This is a genomic window from Staphylococcus americanisciuri (assembly GCF_024814435.1).
Lineage (GTDB): Bacteria > Bacillota > Bacilli > Staphylococcales > Staphylococcaceae > Staphylococcus > Staphylococcus americanisciuri.
The window spans coordinates 41,195-66,449 of the sequence record NZ_JANUXY010000002.1; the positions used below are offsets into that span (position 1 = coordinate 41,195).

Here is a 25,255-nt window from a genome sequence, read left to right on the forward strand (position 1 = left end):
ATATTCTATAATGAAGTTTTTTATAAATACATAATACTCGAATAATCATCCACTTCTTAATCCACATGAAATCGTAACACATGAATCCCATCACTCAACATAAATTGCTCGAGCGACAGATTGCGTTGCGATATATGTCGGCACATGAATTACACGTTGATTGAGGGAACCACGATATGCAAGATTAGGACGGTAGAGCTTTTGAATAAACATCCCATCGACAAGCACATCAATCTGTTCCAACATTTTGAGTCTCTCATCATGTAGCTGCATCAAATATTCCAGCTGATAACCGGTCCAGACCCAAATATCTTTTGTTTCACCAAATCGCTCACGAAATGCATGAATCAACGGCATAGTCACTGCCAGATTACAGAAAGGTTCGCCGCCTAAAATACTCAGTCCAGCAATATAGTCGGGTTCGCAAGCGGCTATTACCTCTGCTACTAATGCATCAGTTAATGGCTCTCCATAGCGAAAGTGTTGTGCTGCAACATTATAACAACCTGAGCAACGAAAAGGACACCCAGACACATAAAGACTACAGCGGACACCTTCTCCATCGACAAAGCTATGCGTCTCAATCTTAGCGACATATCCTGAACCTTGAATGATGCGTTCTGCTATCATGACTTCCGTTCCTTCATATGTTTCACACGTGCACAAATCTCTTTATGACGTCCCTCAATTGTAGGACGTTGTACAGGATTGCCCAGATAACCACACGTACGCTTCACAACATCAACTGTTTCAGGGTTTTGATTACCACAATTTGGGCAACGATAACCCGTATCTGTTGTATCAAAATCTCCTTCAAACCCACAGTCATAACAATGATCAATTGGAATATTGGTACCCAAGTAACTCACACGATCATATGAATAGTCCCAAACTGCTTCTAACGCTTTTTTATTATGATCTAACTTTGGATATTCACAATAATGAATATATCCGCCACTCGCATAATGCGGGTAGTCTTGTTCAAAATCCAACTTCTCAAAAGGTGTGACATCTTTACGCACATCATAATGGAAGGAATTTTGATAATAGCCCTTATCTGTCACATCTGGCACTGCACCAAATTTCTCATAATCCAACCGGCAAAAACGGTCTGTCAGTGACTCACTCGGTGTGCTGTAAATACTGAACCAGACATCATGTTGTTTCGTCCACGCATATTGATACTCACGCATTGTCTTTAATATATCAAGCGTAAAATCCTTAGCTTCGGAGTTCGTCTCCCAATTCGGTCCGTAAAAAATAGTTGCCACTTCATACAATCCAATGTAGCCCATCGAAATCGTCGCCCGCTGGTGTTCAAACAATGAAAAAACATCATCTTGTTCTTGCAAACGATATTTAAAAGCACCGTGTTTGTACAGAATTGGGGCATTATTCGGCTCGGCTTGTTTGATACGCTCAATGCGAAAAGCTAATGCATCATGTAATACGCCCATGCGCTCAGCAAAAATCTCCCAAAAACGTGCCTTGTCACCTTGAGATTCTATCGCAATACGCGGTAAATTCAATGTTACGACGCCCAAGTTACAGCGCCCACTATTTTCATATTCACCTTGTTTGTTTTGCCAAGCAGGTAGAAAAGACCGGCATCCCATCGGTGCTTTAAAATCTCCTAATAGTTCCACTGTCTTATCATAATTTAATATATCGGGATACATGCGTTTCATAGAACATTCAAGTGCCAGTTGCTTAATGTCATAGTTGGGATCTGTAGGTGCTAAGTTAACACCTTTTTTAATAGAAAATACAAGTTTAGGAAAAATAGCTGTGACACGATCCTTGCCTAATCCTTTAATGCGTGTCTGCAAAATGGCTTGTTGAATTTTGCGCCCCATCTCATCTGTAGCCAACCCAAAACCAAATGTAACAAAAGGTGTTTGGCCATTTGATGTATAAAGGGTATTCACTTCATATTCTAAACTCTCTATTGCAGCAAAAATATCTTGTGTTACTTGTTCGTCTACATAACGTTCTATGTCTTCTGCCTTTATATACTTCTCAGCTACAGCACGATGCTTACGCTCATTATGTATCGCATATTTACTCAACACTTCATCTATTCGGTCAATCGTACAACCACCATATTGACTACTTGATACATTGGCAATCGTTTGTACAAGTTGGGCAGCCGCTGTCTGTATGGACTTAGGTGAGGTCACATGCGCATTCCCTATTTGAAAACCATGTGCCAACATACCTGCTGCATCAATCAAGCAACAATTCGTTAATGGCTGAAAAGGATGATAATCTAAATCATGAAAGTGAATGTCGCCAGATTGATGTGCTGTTGCAACGTGTTGTGGTAACAAATGCATGAGACCGTACGACTTAGATACAACACCTGCTGTCAAATCACGCATTGTTGCGAATGTTTGACTGTCTTTATTAGCATTCTCATTCACAATCTTTGGATCCTTGGTAATCAAACCTTCCAAATCTTTTTCTAATTGAGTCATACACCCACACCTTTCTATATATAGTGTCTAAAAGATATTTTAGGCACTATATATTGTATTTTCAACTCGTAAGCGAGACGTTAACCGATTTGTCATTTCTTTGAGAACGTTATGTGAACTTTGCGTTTGACACCACTTTATATCCTTATGAATATGAATGTATGCAAGAAATTGTATGATTCATCGAGACTTAACATGCAGCAGTAAGGTTCGACACATGAATGGCACATTGAAAAAGGCATTCAATACCATACAAAGTGCTGTACCTCAAATGATGTTCATCTTCTGTGATGGAAATATAATGATAAGCACCTAGTTTTATTGATATCGTCGTTCCATCTAAGTTGAAATGGCTGTCTTCATTTGAATGTGGGGCAGAAATCCCATTTTTCTAAAAAGATTCTATTGTCCTAGCTCCAAGAAAAAGGTAGGGTGGCTCATCATGCCACCCTACCTCAAAAAGATGTAGAACGCTTTTTTCTTATGACTCAATTTATACAGCTGATTATAGCCCCGCTAAAAATAAACCGTAATAGATGAAAAACATTTTTTTACTTAATCTGACTAAAGATAAAATCAAGATAACTAGCATTGTAATAAACACGGCTGATTTATATTTTTTCTTCTCTTCTTTCTCTTCTTGTTCACCATTTTCCAAGTAGGCTAGCAATTCTGCTTCAATTTCTTTGTTTATCTCTTCATTAGGATCTTCATGCTTTTCGTCGACGACATCTTCTTGTTTGATTTTTTCTTGTGTCATCTGCTTAACTCCTTATTACTATTTTTTAAATACATGTTGATATTGTACATACCCTGATAAATAATGCTCAATATCATCGATTCGCACACGATAACCATGGTGTTTGATGAAGAAGCTATTTAACACACGACTTGGTTTTTTGAAGTACATGACAATCTCTGGATAGAAAAAGCCTGTACGTTCATAATCTGCACGTGTGTGAATCGTATCTAAAAACTTTTCTTCATCAAGCAGCTCATCAACTAAATGTTGATAGCCTGATGTTTTAGCTTTTTCTACGAGATGATAGGTTGCCATCAACATCTCTAAGAATGTTGGGAAAGTTGTTTCCCTTTGCTTCATGTAATCTAAGTATGAACTTACGTTGTTAATACCAAATCGGAAATATTTTTCTTCTGGCACAACTTGTACCAGTTCATTCGTACAATAACCGAGCCAGTGGTCATGATACTTCCAATAATCATTTTTGATAAAGTGTTCAAAAAGCGTTTGGACTGTTTTAAGCCAACGTTCATCATTGTCTTGCTGATATAAACGTAGTAAACCTAATGCCGCTTCACCATCATAATAAACAATGCGGAATTTTTCTTTGACTGAGAAATCTGGGTAATTCAAAATATGCACTGTCTCTCCTGTTTCTGGATTGATCATCTTCAGAATACCTTCAGCCACACCTTGTGCATGTTTGAGATAATGCTTGTTCTTACCACCATGTTTCAAATACTCACATACCGTAAAGATAAATGCTGCATTTTGACCAAGTTTAATCTCATTGATGTCTTCCGTATCATCAAAGACAAACTGCGCACCCGTCTCATCTGTCGCAATATAATGATCGATAACATATTCAATTGCCCGCTCAGCTGGTGTCAAATCTTTGCCTAAATATGATAAACCTTCAATTAATGAATACGTAGATGAAGAGTGACGCAACATATTATAGAAGTTGATTGTATTATCAAAGTGTGGGAAATAACCATAAATATAGCGACCATTCTCTTGTAACATACCTTCTAAAAATGACGTGCTATGAACGATTAAACGATCCATCTCCGCATTCAAATCGTCTATCTGTCTTAAATTTTTCTGATAACCTTTGCCATGTAGACGATATACACCTTCACCATCAAAGATAAATCCTTGCGTATAGAATTTTGTTACCATTTCTCCTTTATACGCAGCAATCGCAAATTTTCTACGATGACTCGTATACTTTCTTAAATAGTTGTTAATATTATCCTCTGATAAGTAAAATTCTTTTGCACCTTTTCTTGGTCGAACGAACGCATTGGCATTAATCTCTTCTGGTAAAAACGTAAGATGCCAGTTTTTATCTAATGCGATACCAAAATCTACATAGTTTCGACGTGTCTTAACAAGTGTGTCTGCAATCTCATCAAACAACACAGATTCTGTATCTGTTACAATGTCTACTTTAATCCATTGTGGGAACTTGCCAACTTTCTCTCTAAATTTTTGACAAAACTTCTTAATGTCTCTATCAAGATAACGACGATTCTTAAAAAGACGAACTTGTGCTTTCCTGTCTGGAACCCCCAAGCTAATGAAAACATAATCGTATGTCAACGCCTCTTGTTCAATCGTTTTGACAAGTTCTTGAATATTGTTCTCTAAAGCCATATCTTTTCTCCTTTAAGTCTCATTTACTATACTTTACAAGTAATTTCACATTTCTGCAATCCCTAAGACAAAGAGTGAGACATAAAATATGCCCCACTCTTAACTATCCTATAAAGTATCAATAAATTGATTGCCACATTTTATTCCACATCAGCTGTAAAAGCTTTACATCACTACTTCAGTTAATAAACCTTGTCTATACCCCTACATATGGAATACTTATTTATTTTTTCTACGGCGTTGTCCTACTAAGAATAACGAACCTACTGCCGCAAATAGTGATCCAAATAATGTGCCATTATAAGCATCTGCACCAGTATCTGGCAATGAATGACCATGTGAACCATTTTCATGGTTTCTGTCGGAATCGGCGTCGCTATCTGAATCGGAATCACTGTCCGAGTCGGCGTCGCTATCCGAGTCGGAATCACTGTCTGAGTCGGAGTCGCTGTCTGAATCCGAGTCGCTGTCTGAGTCAGAGTCACTGTCTGAGTCGGAGTCGCTATCTGAATCGGAATCACTATCTGAATCGGAGTCGCTGTCTGAATCGGAGTCACTGTCTGAGTCAGAATCGCTATCTGAATCGGAATCACTGTCTGAGTCAGAGTCGCTGTCTGAGTCGGCGTCGCTGTCTGAATCCGCGTCGCTGTCTGAGTCGGAATCGCTATCTGAATCGGAGTCGCTGTCTGAATCCGAGTCACTATCCGAGTCGGAGTCGCTATCTGAATCCGCGTCGCTGTCTGAATCTGCGTCACTATCCGAGTCGGAATCACTGTCTGAGTCGGCGTCGCTGTCTGAATCTGCGTCACTATCCGAGTCGGAATCACTGTCTGAGTCGGCGTCGCTGTCTGAGTCAGAATCGCTATCTGAATCTGAATCACTGTCCGAGTCGGAATCGCTATCTGAATCGGAATCACTGTCCGAGTCGGAATCGCTATCCGAGTCGGAATCACTGTCTGAATCTGAGTCACTGTCTGAATCGGAATCGCTGTCTGAATCCGAGTCACTATCTGAGTCGGAGTCGCTATCTGAATCTGAATCGCTGTCTGAATCCGAGTCGCTGTCTGAATCTGAGTCACTGTCTGAGTCGGAATCACTGTCCGAATCTGAGTCACTATCCGAGTCGGAATCACTGTCTGAGTCGGAATCACTGTCCGAATCTGAGTCACTATCCGAGTCGGAATCACTGTCTGAGTCGGAATCACTGTCTGAATCCGAGTCACTATCTGAGTCGGAGTCGCTATCTGAATCGGAATCGCTGTCTGAATCTGAGTCACTATCCGAGTCGGAATCACTGTCTGAGTCGCTATCTGAATCCGCGTCACTATCTGAATCCGCGTCGCTGTCTGAATCTGAGTCACTGTCTGAGTCGGAATCACTATCTGAGTCGGAGTCGCTATCTGAATCTGAGTCACTATCTGAGTCGGCGTCACTATCTGAGTCAGAATCGCTGTCTGAGTCGGCGTCGCTATCTGAATCTGAGTCACTGTCTGAGTCGGAATCGCTATCTGAGTCTGAGTCGCTGTCTGAATCTGCGTCGCTGTCTGAATCGGAATCACTGTCTGAGTCGGCGTCACTATCCGAATCGGCGTCGCTATCTGAGTCGGCGTCACTATCCGAATCAGAATCACTGTCTGAGTCAGAATCGCTATCTGAGTCGGCGTCACTGTCTGAATCTGCGTCACTATCCGAGTCGGAATCACTGTCTGAATCTGCGTCGCTATCTGAGTCGGAATCACTATCTGAATCTGAGTCGCTATCTGAATCGGAATCACTGTCTGAGTCGCTATCTGAATCCGCGTCACTATCTGAGTCATCTTTATGGAATCCAGAGTCAACTGACAAGTCATCTTCCTCTAAATCCACTTCAACTCTTAGACCATCTGAATCTTTTTCATCGTTACCACCTTGATTAACACTTGTCGGCGTGTAACCTTCTGGCGTTTCAAACTCTACCGTGTAGTGACCTGGTTCAAGCTCTTCAAAAATATAATTACCTTCTTCATCTGTTCTTGTACGGTTAATTTCTTCACCATCACTATTTTTCAAGATTACTGTTACACCAGAGATTCCCGGCTCATTCTCATCTTGAATACCATCTTTGTTTGTATCTTCCCATACGTAATCCCCGAGTCTTAACTTAGGTTCTTTGTAGAATCCAGAATCGATTGTAAGATCGTCTGCTTGTAAATCTACTTCTACTGTCAAACCATCAGAATCTTTGGCATCATCTGTACCTTGATTAACACTTGTCGGTTTATATCCTTCTGGCGTTTCAAATTCTACTGTATAGTGACCTTTATCTAACGCTTCAAAGATATATTCACCATTTTGATCCGTTGTTGTACGATTAATTTCTTTACCGTCTTCATTTTTCAAAATTACCGTTACACCGGAAATGCCACGCTCATTGATATCTTGTATGCCATCTCTGTTTGTGTCTTCCCATACGTAATCACCAAGTTTTAACTTAGGCTCTTTGTAGAATCCAGAGTCAACTGACAAGTCATCTTCCTCTAAATCTACTTCAACTCTTAGGCCATCTGAATCTTTTTCATCGTTGCCGCCTTGATTAACATTTGTCGGCGTGTAACCTTCTGGTGTTTCAAATTCTACCGTGTAGTGACCTGGTTCAAGCTCTTCAAAAATATAATTACCTTCTTCATCTGTTCTTGTACGGTTAATTTCTTCACCACGATTATTTTTCAAGATTACTGTTACACCAGAGATTCCCGGCTCATTCTCATCTTGAATACCGTCTTTATTTGTGTCTTCCCATACATAATCACCGAGTCTTAACTTAGGTTCTTTGTAGAATCCAGAATCGATTGTAAGATCATTTGCCTGTAAATCTACTTCTACTGTTAAACCATCAGAATCTTTGGCATCATTTGTCCCTTGATTAACGCTAGTCGGACGGTAGCCAGCTGGTGTTTCAAATTCTACTGTATAGCGTCCTTTATCTAACGCTTCAAAGATATATTTACCATTTTGATTCGTCTTTGTACGATTAATTTCTTTGCCGTCTTCATTTTTCAAAATTACCGTTACGCCGGAAATACCACGTTCATTGACATCTTGTATACCATCTCTGTTTGTGTCTTCCCATACGTAGTCCCCAAGTTTCACTTTAGGTTCTCTGTGCTGATTTCCATCGGCATTACCAGAACCAAAATAAATAAAGTTTTCGTTATCCCAATAGAAAGTACTTTTCTCACCTGAATAGCGTTCCTCTGTTACCATCTTCACGCGTGTTTTAACATTTTCACCATTGTCCACATAATGACCATCAACTGTGACAACATATGCCTTGTTAATGTTTCCAAAATTAATGCTTACAGAATTGTCATTATTGTATGTTACATACGGTAGTACATCATTCGTTACATCAATGTAATTTGAATCATTTGGATTAATGAAGTAACTGTCTGTTATTCTATGCTTGTCTTTTACTTCATAGATTTTTAGTTTTGTTTGTTTTGCATTGATGACTGTCGAACTTGTATTTGGGTCATCTTGATAACCTTGAATCGTTACCAGTGAATTTGTTAAATCTCGACCTATCGGATTCACATAAACTGTTTGATGATATTCATTTTCAGGCGATGGCACATCAATTTCTGTAATTGTTGATGTAATATTCGCACCATAGTATACATCATGACCTTGAGCAGGATTACCGTAATCAATTTCTACTGTGCCACGATAATGTGCGCCTGACATGTTGAAATCTACATTATATCTGCCATTTTTAGGAGAATTTTGACGGTCAGCAAAGATAGGTAATGTGAATTGACCAGATATATCATCTTTGTCATTTACATAGTTTGTAAAAACATACGTCCCTACTTTACTTACTGTATCATAAAAACCTTTGGCAACAATTTCGCCTGTTTTACTATATAAATCAGGTAATACGTATGTGTTATCAACATTTGAATAGTCGATATCGCCATCTAAACTTAAGTTATGCGGAATAACAAAAGTAAAATAGTCATCTTCTCTTACCATACCGTCTACTCTAAATGCACCACTAAATTCAATAGATTCACCGCGATTTGGATAGAAAGGTCTATTTTCAATTTTAAATCCATCCATCACAACTTTATTATTGACTAGTTGCCCTGATGTATTATTATCTCCTGCTGCACGGAACCCTGTACCATGCGGAATCATCTCCGCATTTCTCGCATTCACAGGAACAGCTGGATTCGATACAGGTTTAACTGAAACTTCTTTATTCTCCGCTTCAGTTTCTGGCTTCGTAGTTTCAGACTTCGGTGATTCTTTCACGTCATCGTTTTTTGCCTCTACATCGTTTGGCAACTCTTGATTAGCTTTTGGTTCTTCTTGTGCTTCTTTTGACGTCAGTTCTTCATCTGTTTGTGTTTTATTATCTACTGACGCATCTTGTTCTGTTGTCGATGCTTCAGCTACCTCTTCAGTTGTCTCTTCTTTCACTTCAGCTTTGTTTTCCGATTCATCTGATTGATCACCGTCAACATTTTGTGCTGTTTCATCTGCATCATTTGCTACTTCCGCTGCTTTAGCCTCTCCATCTAAACCAAATAACAAAGTTGCCCCTACTAAAATGGATGCTGTCCCTACTGTGAACTTTCTAATAGAATACTTATTCAACCTGTTAGGCAAAAAATCATACTTATGTCTACCAGGTTTCTTTTTTTGCGTCATTATTACATTCCTCCCACTTTAATCATATCTAAGTTGCAAATAAATCATTTGTCTGCAACCTATCGTTTTCGATATTGCCAAAAGAAGTAATAAAAAACTATCTCTTTGTAAAAAATGAGTTTTAAAATAAAATGTATATTAGACACAAAAAATGCATCATCAAAACAAGCATATATCTTTAAATACTTGTTGTTGACAAATCATACTTTTAGATAATTATATTATTTGTTCTCAGAATGTATAAAAACCCAATTAAAGTTTATAGCTTTTGCACGATAGTACATTTCAGAGAAGCCTACTATTTTTACAAAACATTCTCTAGTCTATAAAGTGCCATAGCTCTTATAATCATGGTCACAGAATATCTTAAAATTGCATATAATAAGTTAAGGCAATAGCATTGAAAATTTGATCGCAAGTGTTGGATATTGTTATCTATTTCAAAAATCACATAGCTTGAAAAACTGTAGACGGTTATAGTTAACTTTTAATTAAGCGGTGTGAAAAAGGTCAGCACAAAAAAAAGAAGCTTCTCATATTTTCATGAGAAACTCCTCTTACGTGTTCTGGATATATCCAGTTCTGTTTATCTATTAGTCTTGGATTTTACTATTAATGGCGGAGGAAGAGGGATTCGAACCCCCGCGAGCCGTTAAGCCCCTGTCGGTTTTCAAGACCGATCCCTTCAGCCGGACTTGGGTATTCCTCCATGTCGTTGAACACAATAACTATAATATTATAGCTTGAGAATAATGTCAACAATATTTTTCGAAAAATTTTTGCGAGCGATTGAATTGTGCATCATCAAGCTACCATTTGCTATTCATCTCTGACTAAGATACGCTTATTTTATTCATTTGACGAAGGAGCGATACCTTTGATTCATCAATTATTTCAAAAACCATGGCGCATATCAATGGGAATTTTTATTGTTATTGCAATAGCCCTGATTGTATTTACACGTTATAATGCGTCATTTTATCAAACGCCTATTGGTGAAGTAACAAAAATTGTAACACATCACAGCAAAACAACCGTAGACGCACAACATAATAAAGATATTCACTATACAGATCAATTAAACATCAAACTTTTAAATACCGCTCATAAAGGGAAGGTCATACAAGTCGAACATCAATACAATGCGTCTCATACTGAAGCCCAGCCTTATCGACAAGGAGATCGCTTGCTGCTCCACATTAATCCATCCAATCATGATGCCTACATCGTTGAGAAAAAGCGTGATACCTTGGTCGTGAGTATCATCAGCACATTTATTCTGCTACTGCTCATTGTAGGTGAACGCATTGGATTGCAATCTATCATTTCACTCATCATCAATACGAGTGCTATTTTGATAGCTGTCTGGCTGTACAATCAACATCCAAACTTAAATCTATTCTTGTTAATGAGCCTCGCTATAATAGTCACGACAATACTGACATTAACATTAGTTACCGGCTGGCAATCACGGACTGTAGTGACTATCGTCAGTACACTGCTCGGTACATTCATCTGTGTGGGTATCGCTTGGCTCATTATTACCTTTACCAATAGTCAAGGGGTCAAATATGAGACCATGAGTTTCTTAACTGTTCAACCTAAAACGATATTTCTAACATCTGTACTTGTCGGTACACTAGGTGCTGTAATGGACGTTGCGATTACGATTTCTAGCGGTATGTATGAAATACTGCAACGTAGCCCTTCAATACCTGTAAAGCGTTGGATTCAAGCAGGACAAAATATCGGCAAAGACATTATGGGCACAATGACCAATATTTTACTATTTTCATATCTAGCAGGTGGACTGCCCATGTTATTGCTATTCCTTAAAAACGGTAACACGCTTACCTATAGTATCTCAATGAACTGGTCTCTAGAAATTTGTCGCGCACTTACTGGAGGAATTGGGATTGTGCTCACTGTCCCACTAACTATTCTATTTATGCAAGTTTGGTATCGATGGAAAGGAGGTCGCACACAGTGAATGCACTGCTCATATTGACGTTCATCTTATTCATATTGATGTGTCTATTTGGTGGGAAAACTGGCATTGTCTCTTTTCTAACATTATTCTTAAACTTTATTATTTTGTTCATAACAGTTCTATTTATTGTTTTTGGTGCTTCAATATATGTCATGAGTTTAATTTTCTGCTTACTCATCGCTGCAGTAAATCTTTTTTTACTTAACCGCTTCAACATTAAAACGATTGCGGCGTTTGTTGCGAGTATTGCCACGACCTTACTCATGCTTGGTGCAATTTATTGGTCCGTACATTTCGGTCACTTACAAGGATTCACGCCTGAAGAACAAGATGAAACATATATCTTTTCATTGAATATCGGCATCGATATGACACAATTTATGATATTCACCGTCATCTTAGCGGTTATTGCAGCGGTTATTGACCTAGCCATTACAATTAGTTCACCCGTTTATGAACTATATCTAACGAATCCAACATTAACGCAGCGCCAATTGTTTTCATCTGGCATGCGTGTTGGTAGGGAAATTCTAGCAACTTCTGCCAACACGATATATCTTGCCTTTTTGGGCGGTTCTTTAACGTTATTATTTTGGTTCTTCAATCTCGACTATAGTTTCGGTCACTTAATCAATGCCAAACTGTTCACACAAGAGGTCGTCACCATTGTCCTCGGCGGCATTGCTATTGCGTTATGCATCCCAATGACAGCGTTTATCACAGCGTGGTTGCTCAAACGTGCCAATCGTTTAACTTTCATTCATGAGGAAGCAAATATAACCTCTGCGCAAAGTGCCAATTCGAAAATGAGACATCATTAATTTATGTACCGAGAATAAAAATTTAAAAAGAGGTATTTCTCACTTCATCCAGTTTATTATTTCTATCATAAAACTGAAAAGCCACAAAAAGCACCTCAACACATTATTTTGTGTCAAGGTGCTTTTCTACATCTATTCTATTACTTATTCTGTGACACGTTCTTTTGCATTGATTAAAATGTTGTCACCAGGGAAAAATGAAACTTGCGTTGCACCCGCATCATAAAATCCTTCTTTATTGACGTGTGCTTTAATATCTTTTTCATTATCTTTCACTTTGTCGACTAATAATACTAAGTCAACCAACTTATCTGTTTTATCAAAACCTAAAATCACATCGCCTTTTTTGTAAAATGAGATACCATTCTCTGAACTCACGGCTTTTAAATCTTTACCCAATGCTTTATCTGCATCAGCTTTTGTTGATTTTCCAACTTGTAAACCTTCGTATTTGAAGTTGTCTGCAGCCAAAGCTTGATACAAGTATTTATCTTTTAAAGCTTTGTTATCCTTGAAATTAAATACACCTTTGTAGCTGTAATAAGGTTTTTGTGGCGCTTTTTCTGTTTGTGTTTTTTCTTGCGCTGCATTTGCTACTGAAACACCACCAAGTAATAAACCTGCTGTAACACCTGTTGTCACTAATGCTTTAATATATTTGTTCATCTGATTCACTCCTCATCAATATTAATAAAATACTTCTTACGTTAACACCATCTATTGCAATGACTTCTTTTAGTATCATTCCTACTAAGCTGTATACCTCTAGCAAGTTAATATACAATAATCCTTGTGTCCTATAGCGGAAACAACTGCAGATGATCTAAGACGCTAATAGAAAACGCCACCCCCAATGAAAATGTGACAGGCAGTAGCTAATCTCTGCATCATTTGTTACGCGCTATATTTTAATAGTAACAGATACGCTCAAAGAATACATCTTTTAACACAAGAACAACATATTCCTATTATATTTAGGTAAAAACTGAGTAATTCTTAAAAAATTGAATAATCTATGTGTACAATACTAAAAAAAGGATATATATTATACTGTATCCAAGAATATTGAACGTATAAGGAGTGACTTTGTTATGGCAAAAAAATCTCAAAAAGGATTGAGTGTGTTATCTACATTGTTATCAGGAGCCACAATTGCGATTGATGGCTACAATCATTATGTATACCGCTCAAAAAATAAAAAGTTAAGCTACTTATCTCTAGGGCTTGGTGCAGCAGACATGTTGCTAGACTTTTACTTATCATTAGGCGCTAAAAGTAAGTTTATTAAAGTATGGTCGCTATTCTCACTAGGACGCCAACTCCGTGCGCAAGCTTCGAAGTTCAAGTCCATCCAAAACCAATAATTGTTCACAAGCAAAAAGCAGTAAATCCTTCCTCTCAAAAGGCATTTACTGCTTTTTTATTTAATGGATATACTTAAATGAATATACACTATAACTTGGTACAGTTCGGTATGTTAAAACACCCGGTCCTGCACTATAGTTCATCTCAGATACAAGAATACTGCCGTCTGCGTTGATACGTTCAACATAGGCAACATGTCCATAGTATCCCAAGTCTGATTGTAAGATAGATCCTACAGCCGGGCTATTGTTAATCACATAACCATCTCGTGCCGCATTGTCATCCCAAGCATTCGCATTCCACCAATATGTACTGATTGGACGTCCTGCTGCTTGGCGTTTATTGAATACGTGCCATGTGCATTGTCCCCAATCATATAGATTCGCATGATTAAATACGGGTGATGTATAGCTTGTTGATGGCGTACTCCATGATTGTGTTTGTGATGCCGTCGCTGTACCTGTTACTTTTAGCTTTTGTCCAGGGTGAATCAAGAAACCACTTAAACCATTCAAATTCATGATGTTTTGGTATGTTGTTCCATATTTTGATGCAATTAATGCCAAGGAATCTCCTGGTTGTACTGTGTAGTATGATGTGTTCCCTACATTCGTATTTTGTTGGGTAGTTTGATTCACTTGATTTGAAACTGCTGTACCTGTTACTTTTAATTTTTGTCCAGGATGAATTAAAAAGCCACTCAAACCATTCAAATTCATAATGTTTTGGTATGTTGTCCCATATTTTGATGCGATTAATGCTAAGGAATCTCCCGGTTGTACCGTATAATATGTACTGTTACCGACATTACTTGTAACGGCACTCCCCGCACTTTGTGTAGATTGGTTCGTTGCTGTCGTTCCACTCACCTGAAGCTGTTGACCTGGATAAATCAAAAAGCTATTCAAGCCATTCAAGCGCATAATATTTTGGTATGTTGTCCCATAGCGTGCTGCAATCGCCGATAATGAATCCCCACTACGTACTGTATATGTAGAACCTGCTACTATGTTGTTCGTGTTACGTCCCGCTGCTGTGTTACCACCTGATACTTGTAACACTTGATTCGGAAAAATCAAGTTTGAGTTCAAGTTATTCAAAGACTTCAGCTGAGCAATTGAAATATTATGTTTTGTCGCGATTGACCATAATGAATCGCCCGCTTGCACACGATATGTCGCTGCTTCTGCATCACTTGTTGCAGCAACCGCTGTTAATGCTGATGTACCGATGACGGCCGCAATTACTTTTTTTCGCACGTCGTCCCTCTCCTTAACTCTGTATCTATTCATTACATTTTTTCATTATACACGTTAAATATGTGAAAATATATACCTTTTATATAACATTCTCATTACAAAACACCTATTCAGACGTTCCTTCATGCAATATAACCAGAAGCAATCCTATACCATTGTACATCGCTTACATCAAAACTTATACTGACGGTCATCATAAAGCGACATTTTGTTATCATCCACTCTTTTTACTTTACTAGAATAAAATCTCTACAAATTAAAAAAACTAGGAACTAAAATCTTAATAGAAAAGTCCCTAGTCAAAAATTTAATATAGCCAGCAATAACTGACTAACGTGAAGGCACGATTTTTCAATCTTTTTCACGTCTATGTCAGTATTCAAGTCTTTCCAAGATAGGATAACGAAAGCTTTTTAGAACAATCGATTCCTATCCTCTAATACCATAACCCTCTTATTCGGTTAATGCATCTAATGCTTGTTGTAAATCTGCTACTAAGTCTTCTGTATCTTCAATTCCTAACGATAAGCGGACAAGTCCATCCGCAATGCCTTCCTTAGCACGAATATCAGCTGGAATAGAGGCATGCGTCATTAAACTTGGAACAGATATAAGACTTTCTACAGCCCCTAAACTTTCTGCTAATGTGAAATATCGTGTTTGCGTCACAAGTTGTTTTGCCTGCTCCATGTTTGCTACTTCAAATGATACAATACCTGGTGCCCCTTCTGTTTGTGCTTGATGAATGTCATAATTCAAGTGATCCTTTTGACTCGGATGATAGACTTTAACAACATTGGGGTGTTTCTGTAGCATAGACACCATTGCTAATGCATTTTTTTCAATTTGATCTAATCTTAACCCGAGTGTTTTCATACCACGTATCACTAAATAACTATCTTGTGGTCCTAATATACCACCTGTTGAATTTTGAATAAAGCCAATGCGTTCAGCAAGTGCGTCATCAGATACCACTACCAAACCAGCAACTACATCACTATGTCCACCTAAATATTTCGTTGCAGAATGTACAACAATGTCTGCGCCTAATGTAAGCGGCGTTTGAAAATAAGGTGTCATAAATGTATTATCTACCACTGTTAAAATATCATGTTGACGCGCTAATTCACTCACAGCTTTAATATCCGTCACACGCAATAATGGATTAGATGGTGTTTCAATAAAAATCATTTTTGTTGAATCATTAATCTTATCAGCAATATTTTGAACATCTGTAGTATTCACAAAATCAAAATTAAGACCGTAACGATTAAATACTTTTGTCATCGCACGATATGTACCGCCGTATACATCCGAACCTACAATGATATGGTCACCTTGATCAAGTAACATAATCACTGCACTGATTGCCGCAACGCCTGATCCGAACGCAAAACCATGTTTCCCATGCTCTAAGTCCGCAATCACTGACTCTAATGATGCGCGAGTTGGATTCGCTGTACGTGAATATTCATAACCTTGACGAAGCGTACCTACACCATCTTGTTCATAAGTGCTTGTTTGATAGATGGGTGTTGTTACCGCACCTGTGTATGGATCTGTTGTTTTGCCTCCATGAATTAATAATGTCTTTTTCTTCATATTTAGAACCCTCCATATTGAAATATACGTTTTGACATGTAACGATCACTACCATCTGGAAATACGACGGCAATATCACCTTGTTCAATGCGTCCAGCAACACGCAATGCGCCTTCTAGTGCTGCTCCTGAAGAACTTCCCACCAGCATTCCTTCATGTTTTGCCAATTCACGCACATGTCGAAATGCGACTTCATCCGGAACAACTTCTACACGTTCAATCCATGCTTTGTCTAGAAACGGTGGCCATTCCTCCACACCAATACCTTCCGTATCATGTTTCCGTTTTGAACCACCCGATAAAATCGATCCCGGTGGCTCAACAACTACAGATTTCACTCCTTGTGCTTGTATCACCTCTGAAACACCTGAAAATGTCCCACCAGAACCTGCACCTGCCACAAAATATTTCATTGTTGGCAACTCACGTAATAACTCTTGTGCTAACGTTTCCTTGTAGGCAGCCGGATTATCATCTGTTTCAAATTGATTTGTGTAGTAAGCACCTGTTTGAACTGCATAATCTTGCGCAGCTCGTCGCGCACCAAGCATTCCTTCTGCCTTGGGTGTTCGATAGATTGTCGCACCTAACGCACGCATAATCTCAATCTTCTCTTCTGAAAAACCCTCTGGCGCAAAGATGACACATTGAATATTGTATTGTGTTGCTACAAGTGCAAGTCCAATACCAGTATTTCCAGCTGTTGCCTCTACTAATTGACCACCACGTCGAAGTAATCCTCTCTCTACTGCTCGTTCAATTAGATATTTCCCAAGGCGATCTTTCACGCTACCACCCGGATTATACATTTCTAACTTGGCATAAATACGAACCTTGTCTGTACTATAGTGTTGTAATTGGACTAATGGTGTATTACCAATCAAATTTATCGTATTCACAGTATGAACCCCTTCTAAAACCTAGTTAATCAATAAGGATTATATGCTATATCTCTATAAAATTCAATCTATAAACTTTATTGCGCGCTATTTCTTTTTACACTGTCATTAAAAATACGCTAAACTAGCAATGTAAGTTTAGACTAAATAAGAATGAGGGCATGCTTATGACAGTTGTTCAAACAAAACTTGGCAAAATCCGCGGTATACGCTATCCAAACTATGATGTTTTTAAAGGGATTCCCTTCGCACAACCACCAATAGATACACAACGCTTCTGCCATGCCCAACCTATCACGTCATGTTGGACAGGCGAACTGGATGCGACATGCTTTGGGTCTGTTCCCCTTCAACCGATGAATACATTAGAATCATTCTTCTCCGTTCGTGACATATTACCTGTTCAAGATGAAGACTGTCTAACACTCAATATATGGCGTCCATCTAATCACAAAACAAACACCCAACTCCCGGTCATTTTCTACATATACGGTGGTAGCTTTGTCAATGGGCACAGCGCACAAGACCTCTACCAACCAGATATGATTGTGCAACAAGAAGATGTCATTGTTGTAACATGCAACTATCGAATCGGTGCTCTGGGGTTCCTTGACTGGTCAGCCATTAACCCATCATGGGATAGCAATAACGGCTTGTCCGACCTTATTTGCGCATTGCAATGGATACATACACATATTGCAGCTTTTGGCGGTGATCCCACACACATAACATTAATGGGGCAGTCTGCCGGCGCTATGAGTATTCAAGCATTATTACAATTACCAAGCGTACAACTGTATGTTCATAATGCGGTCATGCTTAGTGGTATTTTAGAACCTGACACAGCACAATATGCCAAGCAAAAAGCATATGAATTTCAAGCACTTAAACAGAACTTGGCGCCCAACACACCATGGGAATCATTAACATCTGAAACCCTCCTCTTGTTAATGTCAGAACACCAAGCACAATACGGTAAGTCAAAAGGGTTAGAGATGCTATATCAGCCAATAACAACACATAATATGCCTATCAAAATGAACGCACCTTTGCCCTGTCCAATATGGATTGGTGTAACAACTGCAGAAGGTGACATTTATATTAAAAACGAACAAAAAATAATACCACCCAAACAATTTCAATATGTGCTTGAACGAACAGGGCGCAAGATACCACCTATTCATAACATCACAACTGCTCAACAACAGCGTAACTTTATCACAACCTATTATTTTCATGAACCGTTCCATACCTACGTCAAGGCACTGTCACAACACACAACTGTATATACGTATACATTCGATTGGTCACATCCGACACATCCTTTATATCACAGTGCTTACCACATATTGGACGTTTTGTTTTGGTTTGGGCGACTTGATATTATCGAAGCACAGGGCGCAATTATCACTGAACATGAGCGATGTCTCAGCCAAAATATGATTCATGACTTATGTGCATTCGCGCGTACTAGCCACTTACCATACAGCCATATTATTTATCAATAATACGTAAAAAACACTTTCATATCGATTACATCGTTACGAAAGTGTTTTTGTGGTTAATCACTATACTAATTGTAAAATAAACACCGCTAAGATGACGAACGGTAATATATATTTTACTAGAGCATACCATGGATAGAATAACTTAAAGCGATCTCTACCAAAGCCCTCTATCAATAGTTCTTTATCTAAAAATTGACCTACCACTAATGTTGTCGCCAAAGCACCGAGCGGCATCAAAATATTAGACACTAAAAAGTCCATGTTATCAAAAATTGTTCCGGCACCAAATTGTATGTGACTTAACGAACCAAAAGATAACATCGCTGGAATACTAATCAACAATACAGCAATACTTGTCCAAAGTGCTACACGCGAACGCTTTGTGTTATCATTACGTGTTAAATTCGACACATTCAACTCCAATAATGAGATAGAAGATGTCAATGCTGCAAATAAAAATAATATCAAGAAGATCACATAGAAAAATGTCCCATAATGCATTTTATCAAAGACTAACGGCAATACTTTAAACAATAATCCTGGCCCTTCAGTCGGTGCATAACCAAATGCTTTTAACGCTGGGAAAATTGCTAAGCCTGCTAAAACCGATATAAAAATGTTCATCACGACAATCGAAATAGCTGATGCTTTGATGGTCATTTCTTTAGGCGCATAACTCGCATATGTAATCATCCCAGTAGTTCCAAGCGAGAGTGCAAAAAATGATTGTCCTAAAGCAAAAAGCATCGACTCCATTGTAATATCTGATATACGCGGTTGTAGCAAATAGCGTATACCATCCATCGCACCATCTAATGTTAGAGCTTTTGCAACGACAATTAACAAGAAAATAAAAAGTAATGGCATCATTAGCTTAGAGGCTTTCTCCAATCCCTTCTGTACACCTAGCATAACAATAACACACGTTAAACCAATGAAGATAAATTGCCCCATAATCGTGTAAACAGGATTACTAATAATCGATTCAAATGAAATATCAACTAAACTTGATGGTAATACATGCAATAACTGCATCAACACGATACCGATATAGATAACAATCCAACCACCGATAACGCTGTAAAAACCAAACAAGACAAAGACCGCAATATTACCATTCCAACCAATTAAATTAAGCCATTTTTTTCCGGTTAACTTACTATAAATCTCTGTTGTATATGTACGTCCTACCTTCCCCACAATAAATTCCATGATAAGTAATGGTAAACCTACTAGTATTGTAAATAGTAAAAACATCAATAAAAATGCCCCGCCACCATACATGCCTGCCATATATGGAAACTTCCACATCGCACCAAGACCAATTGCCGAACCAGCACTTGCTAATATAAATCCTGTTGATGTTTTCCATTGTGATTCTTTCAGCAATTCTTACACCCTTTCTACGTTAAAGCGATAAAGTATTCTAACCATAATTTCTAGCAATATACCACACTTTAAAGAACCGCGCAATAAGCTACAATCGTTTTAGCTTAAAAATATTATGAAGATTCTGTGCAAACATTGAATATTTGACTTCTTTTGGTATGATTGAATTGAATAAAGAGGTGAAAACGATGACACAACAACTCAAGGAGCATTGCTATCTCATTGCAATCATTATAAGTACACTTTGTGCGTTGTCTTCTGTATTATTTAATCTCAGCCCTGCGATTACAGCTACAGTCACATTTGTATCCATCATTGTATTCGCAGTCCTGTATTTTGTAGTACCAACAACAGATAAACGAGGTAGACGCATTAAGTAAATCAGCCAGTTAAAAAAGCAGCATGTTTCCAAGAGCGCATAGTCCATCATGCACTCATCGTAGAAACACGCTGCTTTCCTCTATCTATTAAAGAGATAATCTACCTTACCATGGCTCTACAAAAACCATTCCACCTTGATTGATACTGAACCCATGTTTAGCCGACTGACATGTCCTTTCTCCTTGCTGGATCGGTATATGTCTAGATAGCCTTTCCGGATTACTATTTCTGCAAAAATTTCTCTATATAAAACGCGGATTCTTCAATAGAACGATATTCTGTATTGATGACGGTCGCATTGAGTTTCGCAAAGACTTCTTCTGCATAAGCGAGTTCTTTTTTTATACGGGCCAAATCGTTATATGTTGCTTTCCCTGAGATACCCAATACTTTGACACGTTCCGTACGTATATTCATGATATATTGTGGACTCGCTGTCAAACCGAACACCTTGAGATTTTTCTGCTTAAAAACTTCATCAGGGATACCCACTTCAGGCACAAGTGGGATATTCGCAATTTTATAACCCTTATTCGCTAAATACATACTCAATGGTGTTTTAGACGTACGTGACACCCCGAGTATTAATGCATCCGCTTCTCCAATATCTGTAAAATGCTTACCATCATCGTATTTCACGGAGTATTCGATCGCTTCAATACGTTTGAAATAGTCATCATTCAGCTTATGAATCATCCCTGTTTCTGAGACAGGTTCGACACCTGTTTTTTCTTGGACAAAGCCCATCAATTCAGACATATAATCCACATATGGAATGCCATGCTCTTGCGCATAGGCTTTGCCCATTTCATTGTATTTTTGAGAGACAAGTGTTGTTACAACGATTGCCTCTTTATCTACTGCCAGCTCAAGTATGGTACGCAAATCTTTCTCATCTTTAATAAACGGAAACTTTTTAATTTGTACCTGATCCAAATCCGGAAACTGTCCCATGACCGCATGCGTCATACGTTGTGCAGTTTCTCCTAGCGAATCCGACACAATAAAGATTGTTAATTGTTGCTTGCTCACTACAATCTTCCTCTCTCAACCTCACTTTGTGCCGTCGCAAGAATTGCACCTGGCACGCGGAATGGTGAACATGATACGTAGTCAATGGCTAAGTTGTTGAAGTAGCCGATTGATTTTGGATCGCCACCTAATTCGCCACAAACACCGATTTTAAGACTTGGTTTTGCCGCTTTAGCTTGTGTTACTGCAATATCAATCAATGCCCCTACACCATCTCTATCGATTGTTTGGAATGGGTCAACTGCCAAGATATTATTTGTGACATACTCGTTGATAAACTTACCTGCATCGTCACGTGAGAAACCGTATGTCAGTTGTGTTAAATCATTTGTACCAAAGCTGAAGAAGTCACATTCTTCTGCCAACGCACCTGCTACCATACATGCACGTGGCGTTTCAATCATTGTACCGATTAAGTACGTTAATGATTGACCTGTCTCTTCCATCAACTGATCGACACATTCCACGATTTGTGCTTTCAATAATTTAAATTCTTCTACCGTTGATACAAGCGGAATCATAATCTCTGGCTGACAGTTAATGCCCTCTTCTTTTAAGCGTGCCACACTGCCCATAATTGCTTCAGCTTGCATCACGTATAATTCAGGGTACGTAATCGCTAGACGACAACCACGGTGTCCTAACATTGGGTTGGTTTCGTGTAACTCTGCGATACGTTTATTTAATTGTTGCTCAGAAATATTCAATTGCTGTGCCACATTACGCACTTCATCATCACCTTTTGGTAAGAACTCGTGCAATGGTGGATCTAGTAAACGTACAATTGTTGGACGTTCTCCTGATAAGCGGAAGATTTGTTCAAAGTCTTCTGTTTGATAATCGCGGATTTTGTTCAACGCTTGAATACGTGTTTCTTGATCTGATGATAGAATAAAGCGACGCATTTCCACTAAACGCTCCGCACCGAAGAACATATGCTCTGTACGCACAAGACCAATACCCATCGCATCGAATTGATAACCCGCTTCAATATCTGGTTTTGTCTCTGCATTCATACGTACTTTCAATCGCGCTACTTCTTTCGCCCATGCCATAAATTGGTCGAATGCTTCACTGTTTTCTGCACTTGTTGTTTCAATAGCTCCTACATAGATATCACCATCCGCACCATCGACTGACACTTCATCCAATTCGTTAATGATACCACCCGCATATGTCACTGTTTTGTTGACTGTATCAATGTCCAAGTCTGAACAACCTGTTACACAGCATTTACCCATACCACGGGCAACAACTGCTGCATGCGATGTCATACCACCATGCGTTGTCACAATCGCTTCACTTGCGATCATACCTTCAATGTCTTCAGGAGATGTTTCAGGGCGCATTAAAATAACTTTTTCACCTTGTTCAGCACGCAACTTCGCTTCTTCAGCCGAGAATACAACACGTCCTGTTGCTGCTCCTGGACTCGCTGGTAAACCTGCTTTAGAAACGACTTCCGCTTCTTCCAATGCTTCTTCTTTGAACGTTGGGTGTAACAATGTATCAATTGATTTCACATCAACTTTTGTCACCGCTTCTTCTTTTGTCAACACACCTTCTTCAACAAGGTCAACTGCAATTTGCATCGCTGCTTTTGCTGTACGTTTCCCATTACGTGTTTGTAGAATGTAAAGTTGTTCGTTTTCAATTGTGAACTCGATGTCTTGCATGTCTTTGTAGTGTGCCTCGAGTTGTTCTGACACCTTAACAAATGCTTCATGTACGTGTGGCAACTGTTCTTTTAATGTTGCGATATCTTGTGGCGTACGAATACCCGCTACAACGTCTTCACCTTGTGCGTTCAACAGATACTCACCAAATAATTTCGGCTCCCCTGTTACTGGATTGCGTGTGAATGCAACACCTGTACCACTCTTTGAACCACTGTTACCGAATACCATTTCTTGTACGTTAACCGCTGTACCGATGTCATGTGGAATATCATTCAAATCACGATATACACGGGCACGGTCGTTATCCCATGATCTGAATACCGCTTCAACCGCTTCTAACAATTGATCTAGTGGTTCTTGCGGGAATGGTTTATATGCATTTTCAACATAGACTTCTTTGTAGTGATTACAGATTTCTTTCAAGCCATCTGATGAAATGTCTGCATCATTGACGTAACCATGTTCTTTTTTATAGCCGTCAAAGTATGTATCAAATGCGGTCATCGGAATATTGTAAACAACTTCACCAAACATTTGAAGCAAACGACGATAACAATCATAAGCAAAGCGTGCATCATTTGTTTTCTCAGCTAACTTCTCAACATTCTCATCATTCAAACCAAGGTTCAAAATCGTATCCATCATACCAGGCATTGATATTTTCGCCCCACTACGTACAGATACAAGTAATAAATTGTCGTCTGATGAAAAAGCTTTTCCTGTACGTTCAGAAAACGCTTGTAGCTGTTCCGTCAATTGTGCTTTTACTTCATCAGATAATGACTGACCACGACGGAGATAGTCGATACATGCCTCAGTCGTAATTGTAAAACCATCAGGCACAGGTAAACCTAAACACTTCATCTCAGATAGGTTTGCCCCTTTTCCACCTAATAAGTCTTTCAAGTCTTTATGTCCTTCATCAAATGCATATACTAATTTCGACATACATGTCACCTCATCATTTTAATGTGTCATACTAATAATAAAAAGTATGTCATATTAAAACATAAATGACAATCAAAAACATAGATTTTCTGAAAAAGTTATGATTTTCGTCAAAAATAGGTAGCTCGAAAAAGAGAATATACAACTTCTTAATAAGGGAATTATAACGTCTCAAAATAGTATGTCATATTTCAAAGCGAGATGAGTATCCATATATTTTTTACAATAATGGCTGCCACTACTAAGATAATACCGCTAGATACTTTATTCAGTAGCACAATGTATTTTCCAGATGTATCTATACGCCCTAACGCCTTGCCAACAACTGCCAAACTTACAAACCACAGCCACGACACTGCAATCGTTGCGCAGGCAAATGCGACCTTTTCATATCCCACATATATGGATGCACTTGTACCGATGACGCCGATGGTATCCATAATGGCATGCGGATTCAGCAACGACACTGACAATGCAAAGCCGATTTGTTTTCGCGCTGACATCGGAGGCTGCTCTGCATTTTGTGCTGGCTTTTCTATCCATAGAGACCATGCCATATACAGTAAAAATACGAGCCCCACTACATAAATAGCAAGTTGCAAAGATGGATACTGATTAAGCAACAAGGATACACCCAAAATTGCTAACAAAATAAGCAGTGTATCACATAGTCCAGCTGTGATAATAACCGGCATCACCTTTTTTAAACTTTTGTGATTTGCCCCTTGATTGAAAACAAAAACATTCTGTGCTCCTAATGGTAGAATCAATCCTAATGCTAATAAAAAACCATGTAGCATAGCTTGAAACAT

The 25,255-nt window shown here is 38.7% G+C and carries 18 protein-coding genes and 1 tRNA gene; 5 read left to right on the forward strand and 14 right to left on the reverse strand.

The annotated features are described in order from the left end of the window. Window positions 1–90 precede the first annotated feature (90 nt). The 6 genes from nrdG to NXS11_RS02355 all read right to left on the reverse strand — a co-directional run bounded on the left by nrdG (window position 91) and on the right by NXS11_RS02355 (window position 10,279). Window positions 91–630, reverse strand: coding sequence for an anaerobic ribonucleoside-triphosphate reductase activating protein (nrdG, locus tag NXS11_RS02330; protein ID WP_259198331.1), 540 nt, complete (start codon window positions 628–630; stop codon window positions 91–93). Then, window positions 627–2,477 (reverse strand): anaerobic ribonucleoside-triphosphate reductase, encoded by a 1,851-nt coding sequence (gene nrdD / locus NXS11_RS02335; RefSeq protein WP_259198332.1) that lies wholly within the window; start codon window positions 2,475–2,477, stop codon window positions 627–629. Before nrdD ends, nrdG begins: the two co-directional genes overlap by 4 nt. 505 nt (window positions 2,478–2,982) lie before the next feature. Further along, on the reverse strand, window positions 2,983–3,237 hold the full coding sequence (locus tag NXS11_RS02340) for a hypothetical protein (protein ID WP_259198333.1): 255 nt from the start codon (window positions 3,235–3,237) through the stop codon (window positions 2,983–2,985). Window positions 3,238–3,255: 18 nt separating this feature from the next. Further along, complete coding sequence (locus NXS11_RS02345; protein WP_259198338.1) at window positions 3,256–4,878, reverse strand: poly(glycerol-phosphate) alpha-glucosyltransferase; 1,623 nt, start codon at window positions 4,876–4,878, stop codon at window positions 3,256–3,258. A 219-nt stretch (window positions 4,879–5,097) separates the two neighbouring features. Further along, the gene (locus tag NXS11_RS02350; RefSeq protein WP_263009887.1) at window positions 5,098–9,570 is read right to left on the reverse strand and encodes an SdrD B-like domain-containing protein; all 4,473 of its coding nucleotides are present in this window, start codon (window positions 9,568–9,570) and stop codon (window positions 5,098–5,100) included. A 616-nt stretch (window positions 9,571–10,186) separates the two neighbouring features. Next, window positions 10,187–10,279, reverse strand: a tRNA-Ser gene (locus tag NXS11_RS02355). 207 nt (window positions 10,280–10,486) lie between these two features. Here NXS11_RS02355 and NXS11_RS02360 point away from each other — a divergent pair. Together NXS11_RS02360 and NXS11_RS02365 are read left to right on the forward strand one after the other, a co-directional pair. After that, window positions 10,487–11,560, forward strand: a complete 1,074-nt coding sequence (locus tag NXS11_RS02360) for a YibE/F family protein (RefSeq protein WP_259198640.1) — start codon at window positions 10,487–10,489, stop codon at window positions 11,558–11,560. Next, entirely contained in the window at window positions 11,557–12,381 is an 825-nt protein-coding gene (locus tag NXS11_RS02365) for a YibE/F family protein (RefSeq protein WP_259198340.1), read from the forward strand. The genes NXS11_RS02360 and NXS11_RS02365 overlap by 4 nt, the downstream gene beginning before the upstream one ends. A gap of 144 nt (window positions 12,382–12,525) precedes the next feature. On the opposite strand, the gene isaB is transcribed toward NXS11_RS02365, so the two are convergent. Then, a complete protein-coding gene (gene isaB, locus NXS11_RS02370; protein WP_259198341.1) occupies window positions 12,526–13,047 on the reverse strand; it encodes an immunodominant staphylococcal antigen IsaB family protein in 522 nt (173 codons plus the stop codon). A gap of 425 nt (window positions 13,048–13,472) precedes the next feature. Between isaB and NXS11_RS02375 the strand changes: the two genes are divergently transcribed. Continuing rightward, complete coding sequence (locus tag NXS11_RS02375; protein WP_259198343.1) at window positions 13,473–13,745, forward strand: hypothetical protein; 273 nt, start codon at window positions 13,473–13,475, stop codon at window positions 13,743–13,745. 60 nt (window positions 13,746–13,805) lie between these two features. Here the strand turns inward: NXS11_RS02375 and NXS11_RS02380 are convergent, their stop codons facing one another. The 3 genes from NXS11_RS02380 to NXS11_RS02390 form a co-directional block, all read right to left on the reverse strand. Beyond that, a complete protein-coding gene (locus NXS11_RS02380) occupies window positions 13,806–14,756 on the reverse strand; it encodes a CHAP domain-containing protein (protein WP_444544736.1) in 951 nt (316 codons plus the stop codon). Window positions 14,757–15,458: 702 nt separating this feature from the next. Beyond that, the gene (locus tag NXS11_RS02385) at window positions 15,459–16,607 is read right to left on the reverse strand and encodes a bifunctional cystathionine gamma-lyase/homocysteine desulfhydrase (RefSeq protein WP_259198346.1); all 1,149 of its coding nucleotides are present in this window, start codon (window positions 16,605–16,607) and stop codon (window positions 15,459–15,461) included. A 2-nt stretch (window positions 16,608–16,609) separates the two neighbouring features. Next, on the reverse strand, window positions 16,610–17,506 hold the full coding sequence (locus tag NXS11_RS02390; protein ID WP_259198348.1) for a PLP-dependent cysteine synthase family protein: 897 nt from the start codon (window positions 17,504–17,506) through the stop codon (window positions 16,610–16,612). Window positions 17,507–17,673: 167 nt separating this feature from the next. On the opposite strand from NXS11_RS02390, the gene NXS11_RS02395 reads away from it, so the two are divergent. Next, window positions 17,674–19,014, forward strand: a complete 1,341-nt coding sequence (locus tag NXS11_RS02395; protein ID WP_259198349.1) for a carboxylesterase family protein — start codon at window positions 17,674–17,676, stop codon at window positions 19,012–19,014. 60 nt (window positions 19,015–19,074) lie between these two features. Here NXS11_RS02395 and NXS11_RS02400 read toward each other — a convergent pair whose 3' ends face one another. Continuing rightward, a complete protein-coding gene (locus tag NXS11_RS02400) occupies window positions 19,075–20,403 on the reverse strand; it encodes a sodium-dependent transporter (protein ID WP_259198350.1) in 1,329 nt (442 codons plus the stop codon). Between the two features lie 188 nt (window positions 20,404–20,591). On the opposite strand from NXS11_RS02400, the gene NXS11_RS02405 reads away from it, so the two are divergent. Beyond that, window positions 20,592–20,783 carry a hypothetical protein gene (locus NXS11_RS02405; protein WP_259198351.1) on the forward strand — a complete coding sequence of 64 codons (192 nt, stop codon included), beginning with the start codon at window positions 20,592–20,594 and terminating at the stop codon, window positions 20,781–20,783. A gap of 223 nt (window positions 20,784–21,006) precedes the next feature. On the opposite strand, the gene NXS11_RS02410 is transcribed toward NXS11_RS02405, so the two are convergent. The 3 genes from NXS11_RS02410 to NXS11_RS02420 form a co-directional block, all read right to left on the reverse strand. Beyond that, window positions 21,007–21,822, reverse strand: a complete 816-nt coding sequence (locus NXS11_RS02410) for a pyruvate, water dikinase regulatory protein (protein WP_259198641.1) — start codon at window positions 21,820–21,822, stop codon at window positions 21,007–21,009. Further along, window positions 21,816–24,443, reverse strand: a complete 2,628-nt coding sequence (gene ppdK / locus NXS11_RS02415; protein ID WP_259198352.1) for a pyruvate, phosphate dikinase — start codon at window positions 24,441–24,443, stop codon at window positions 21,816–21,818. Before ppdK ends, NXS11_RS02410 begins: the two co-directional genes overlap by 7 nt. 191 nt (window positions 24,444–24,634) lie before the next feature. Then, a complete protein-coding gene (locus NXS11_RS02420; protein WP_259198353.1) occupies window positions 24,635–25,255 on the reverse strand; it encodes a LysE/ArgO family amino acid transporter in 621 nt (206 codons plus the stop codon).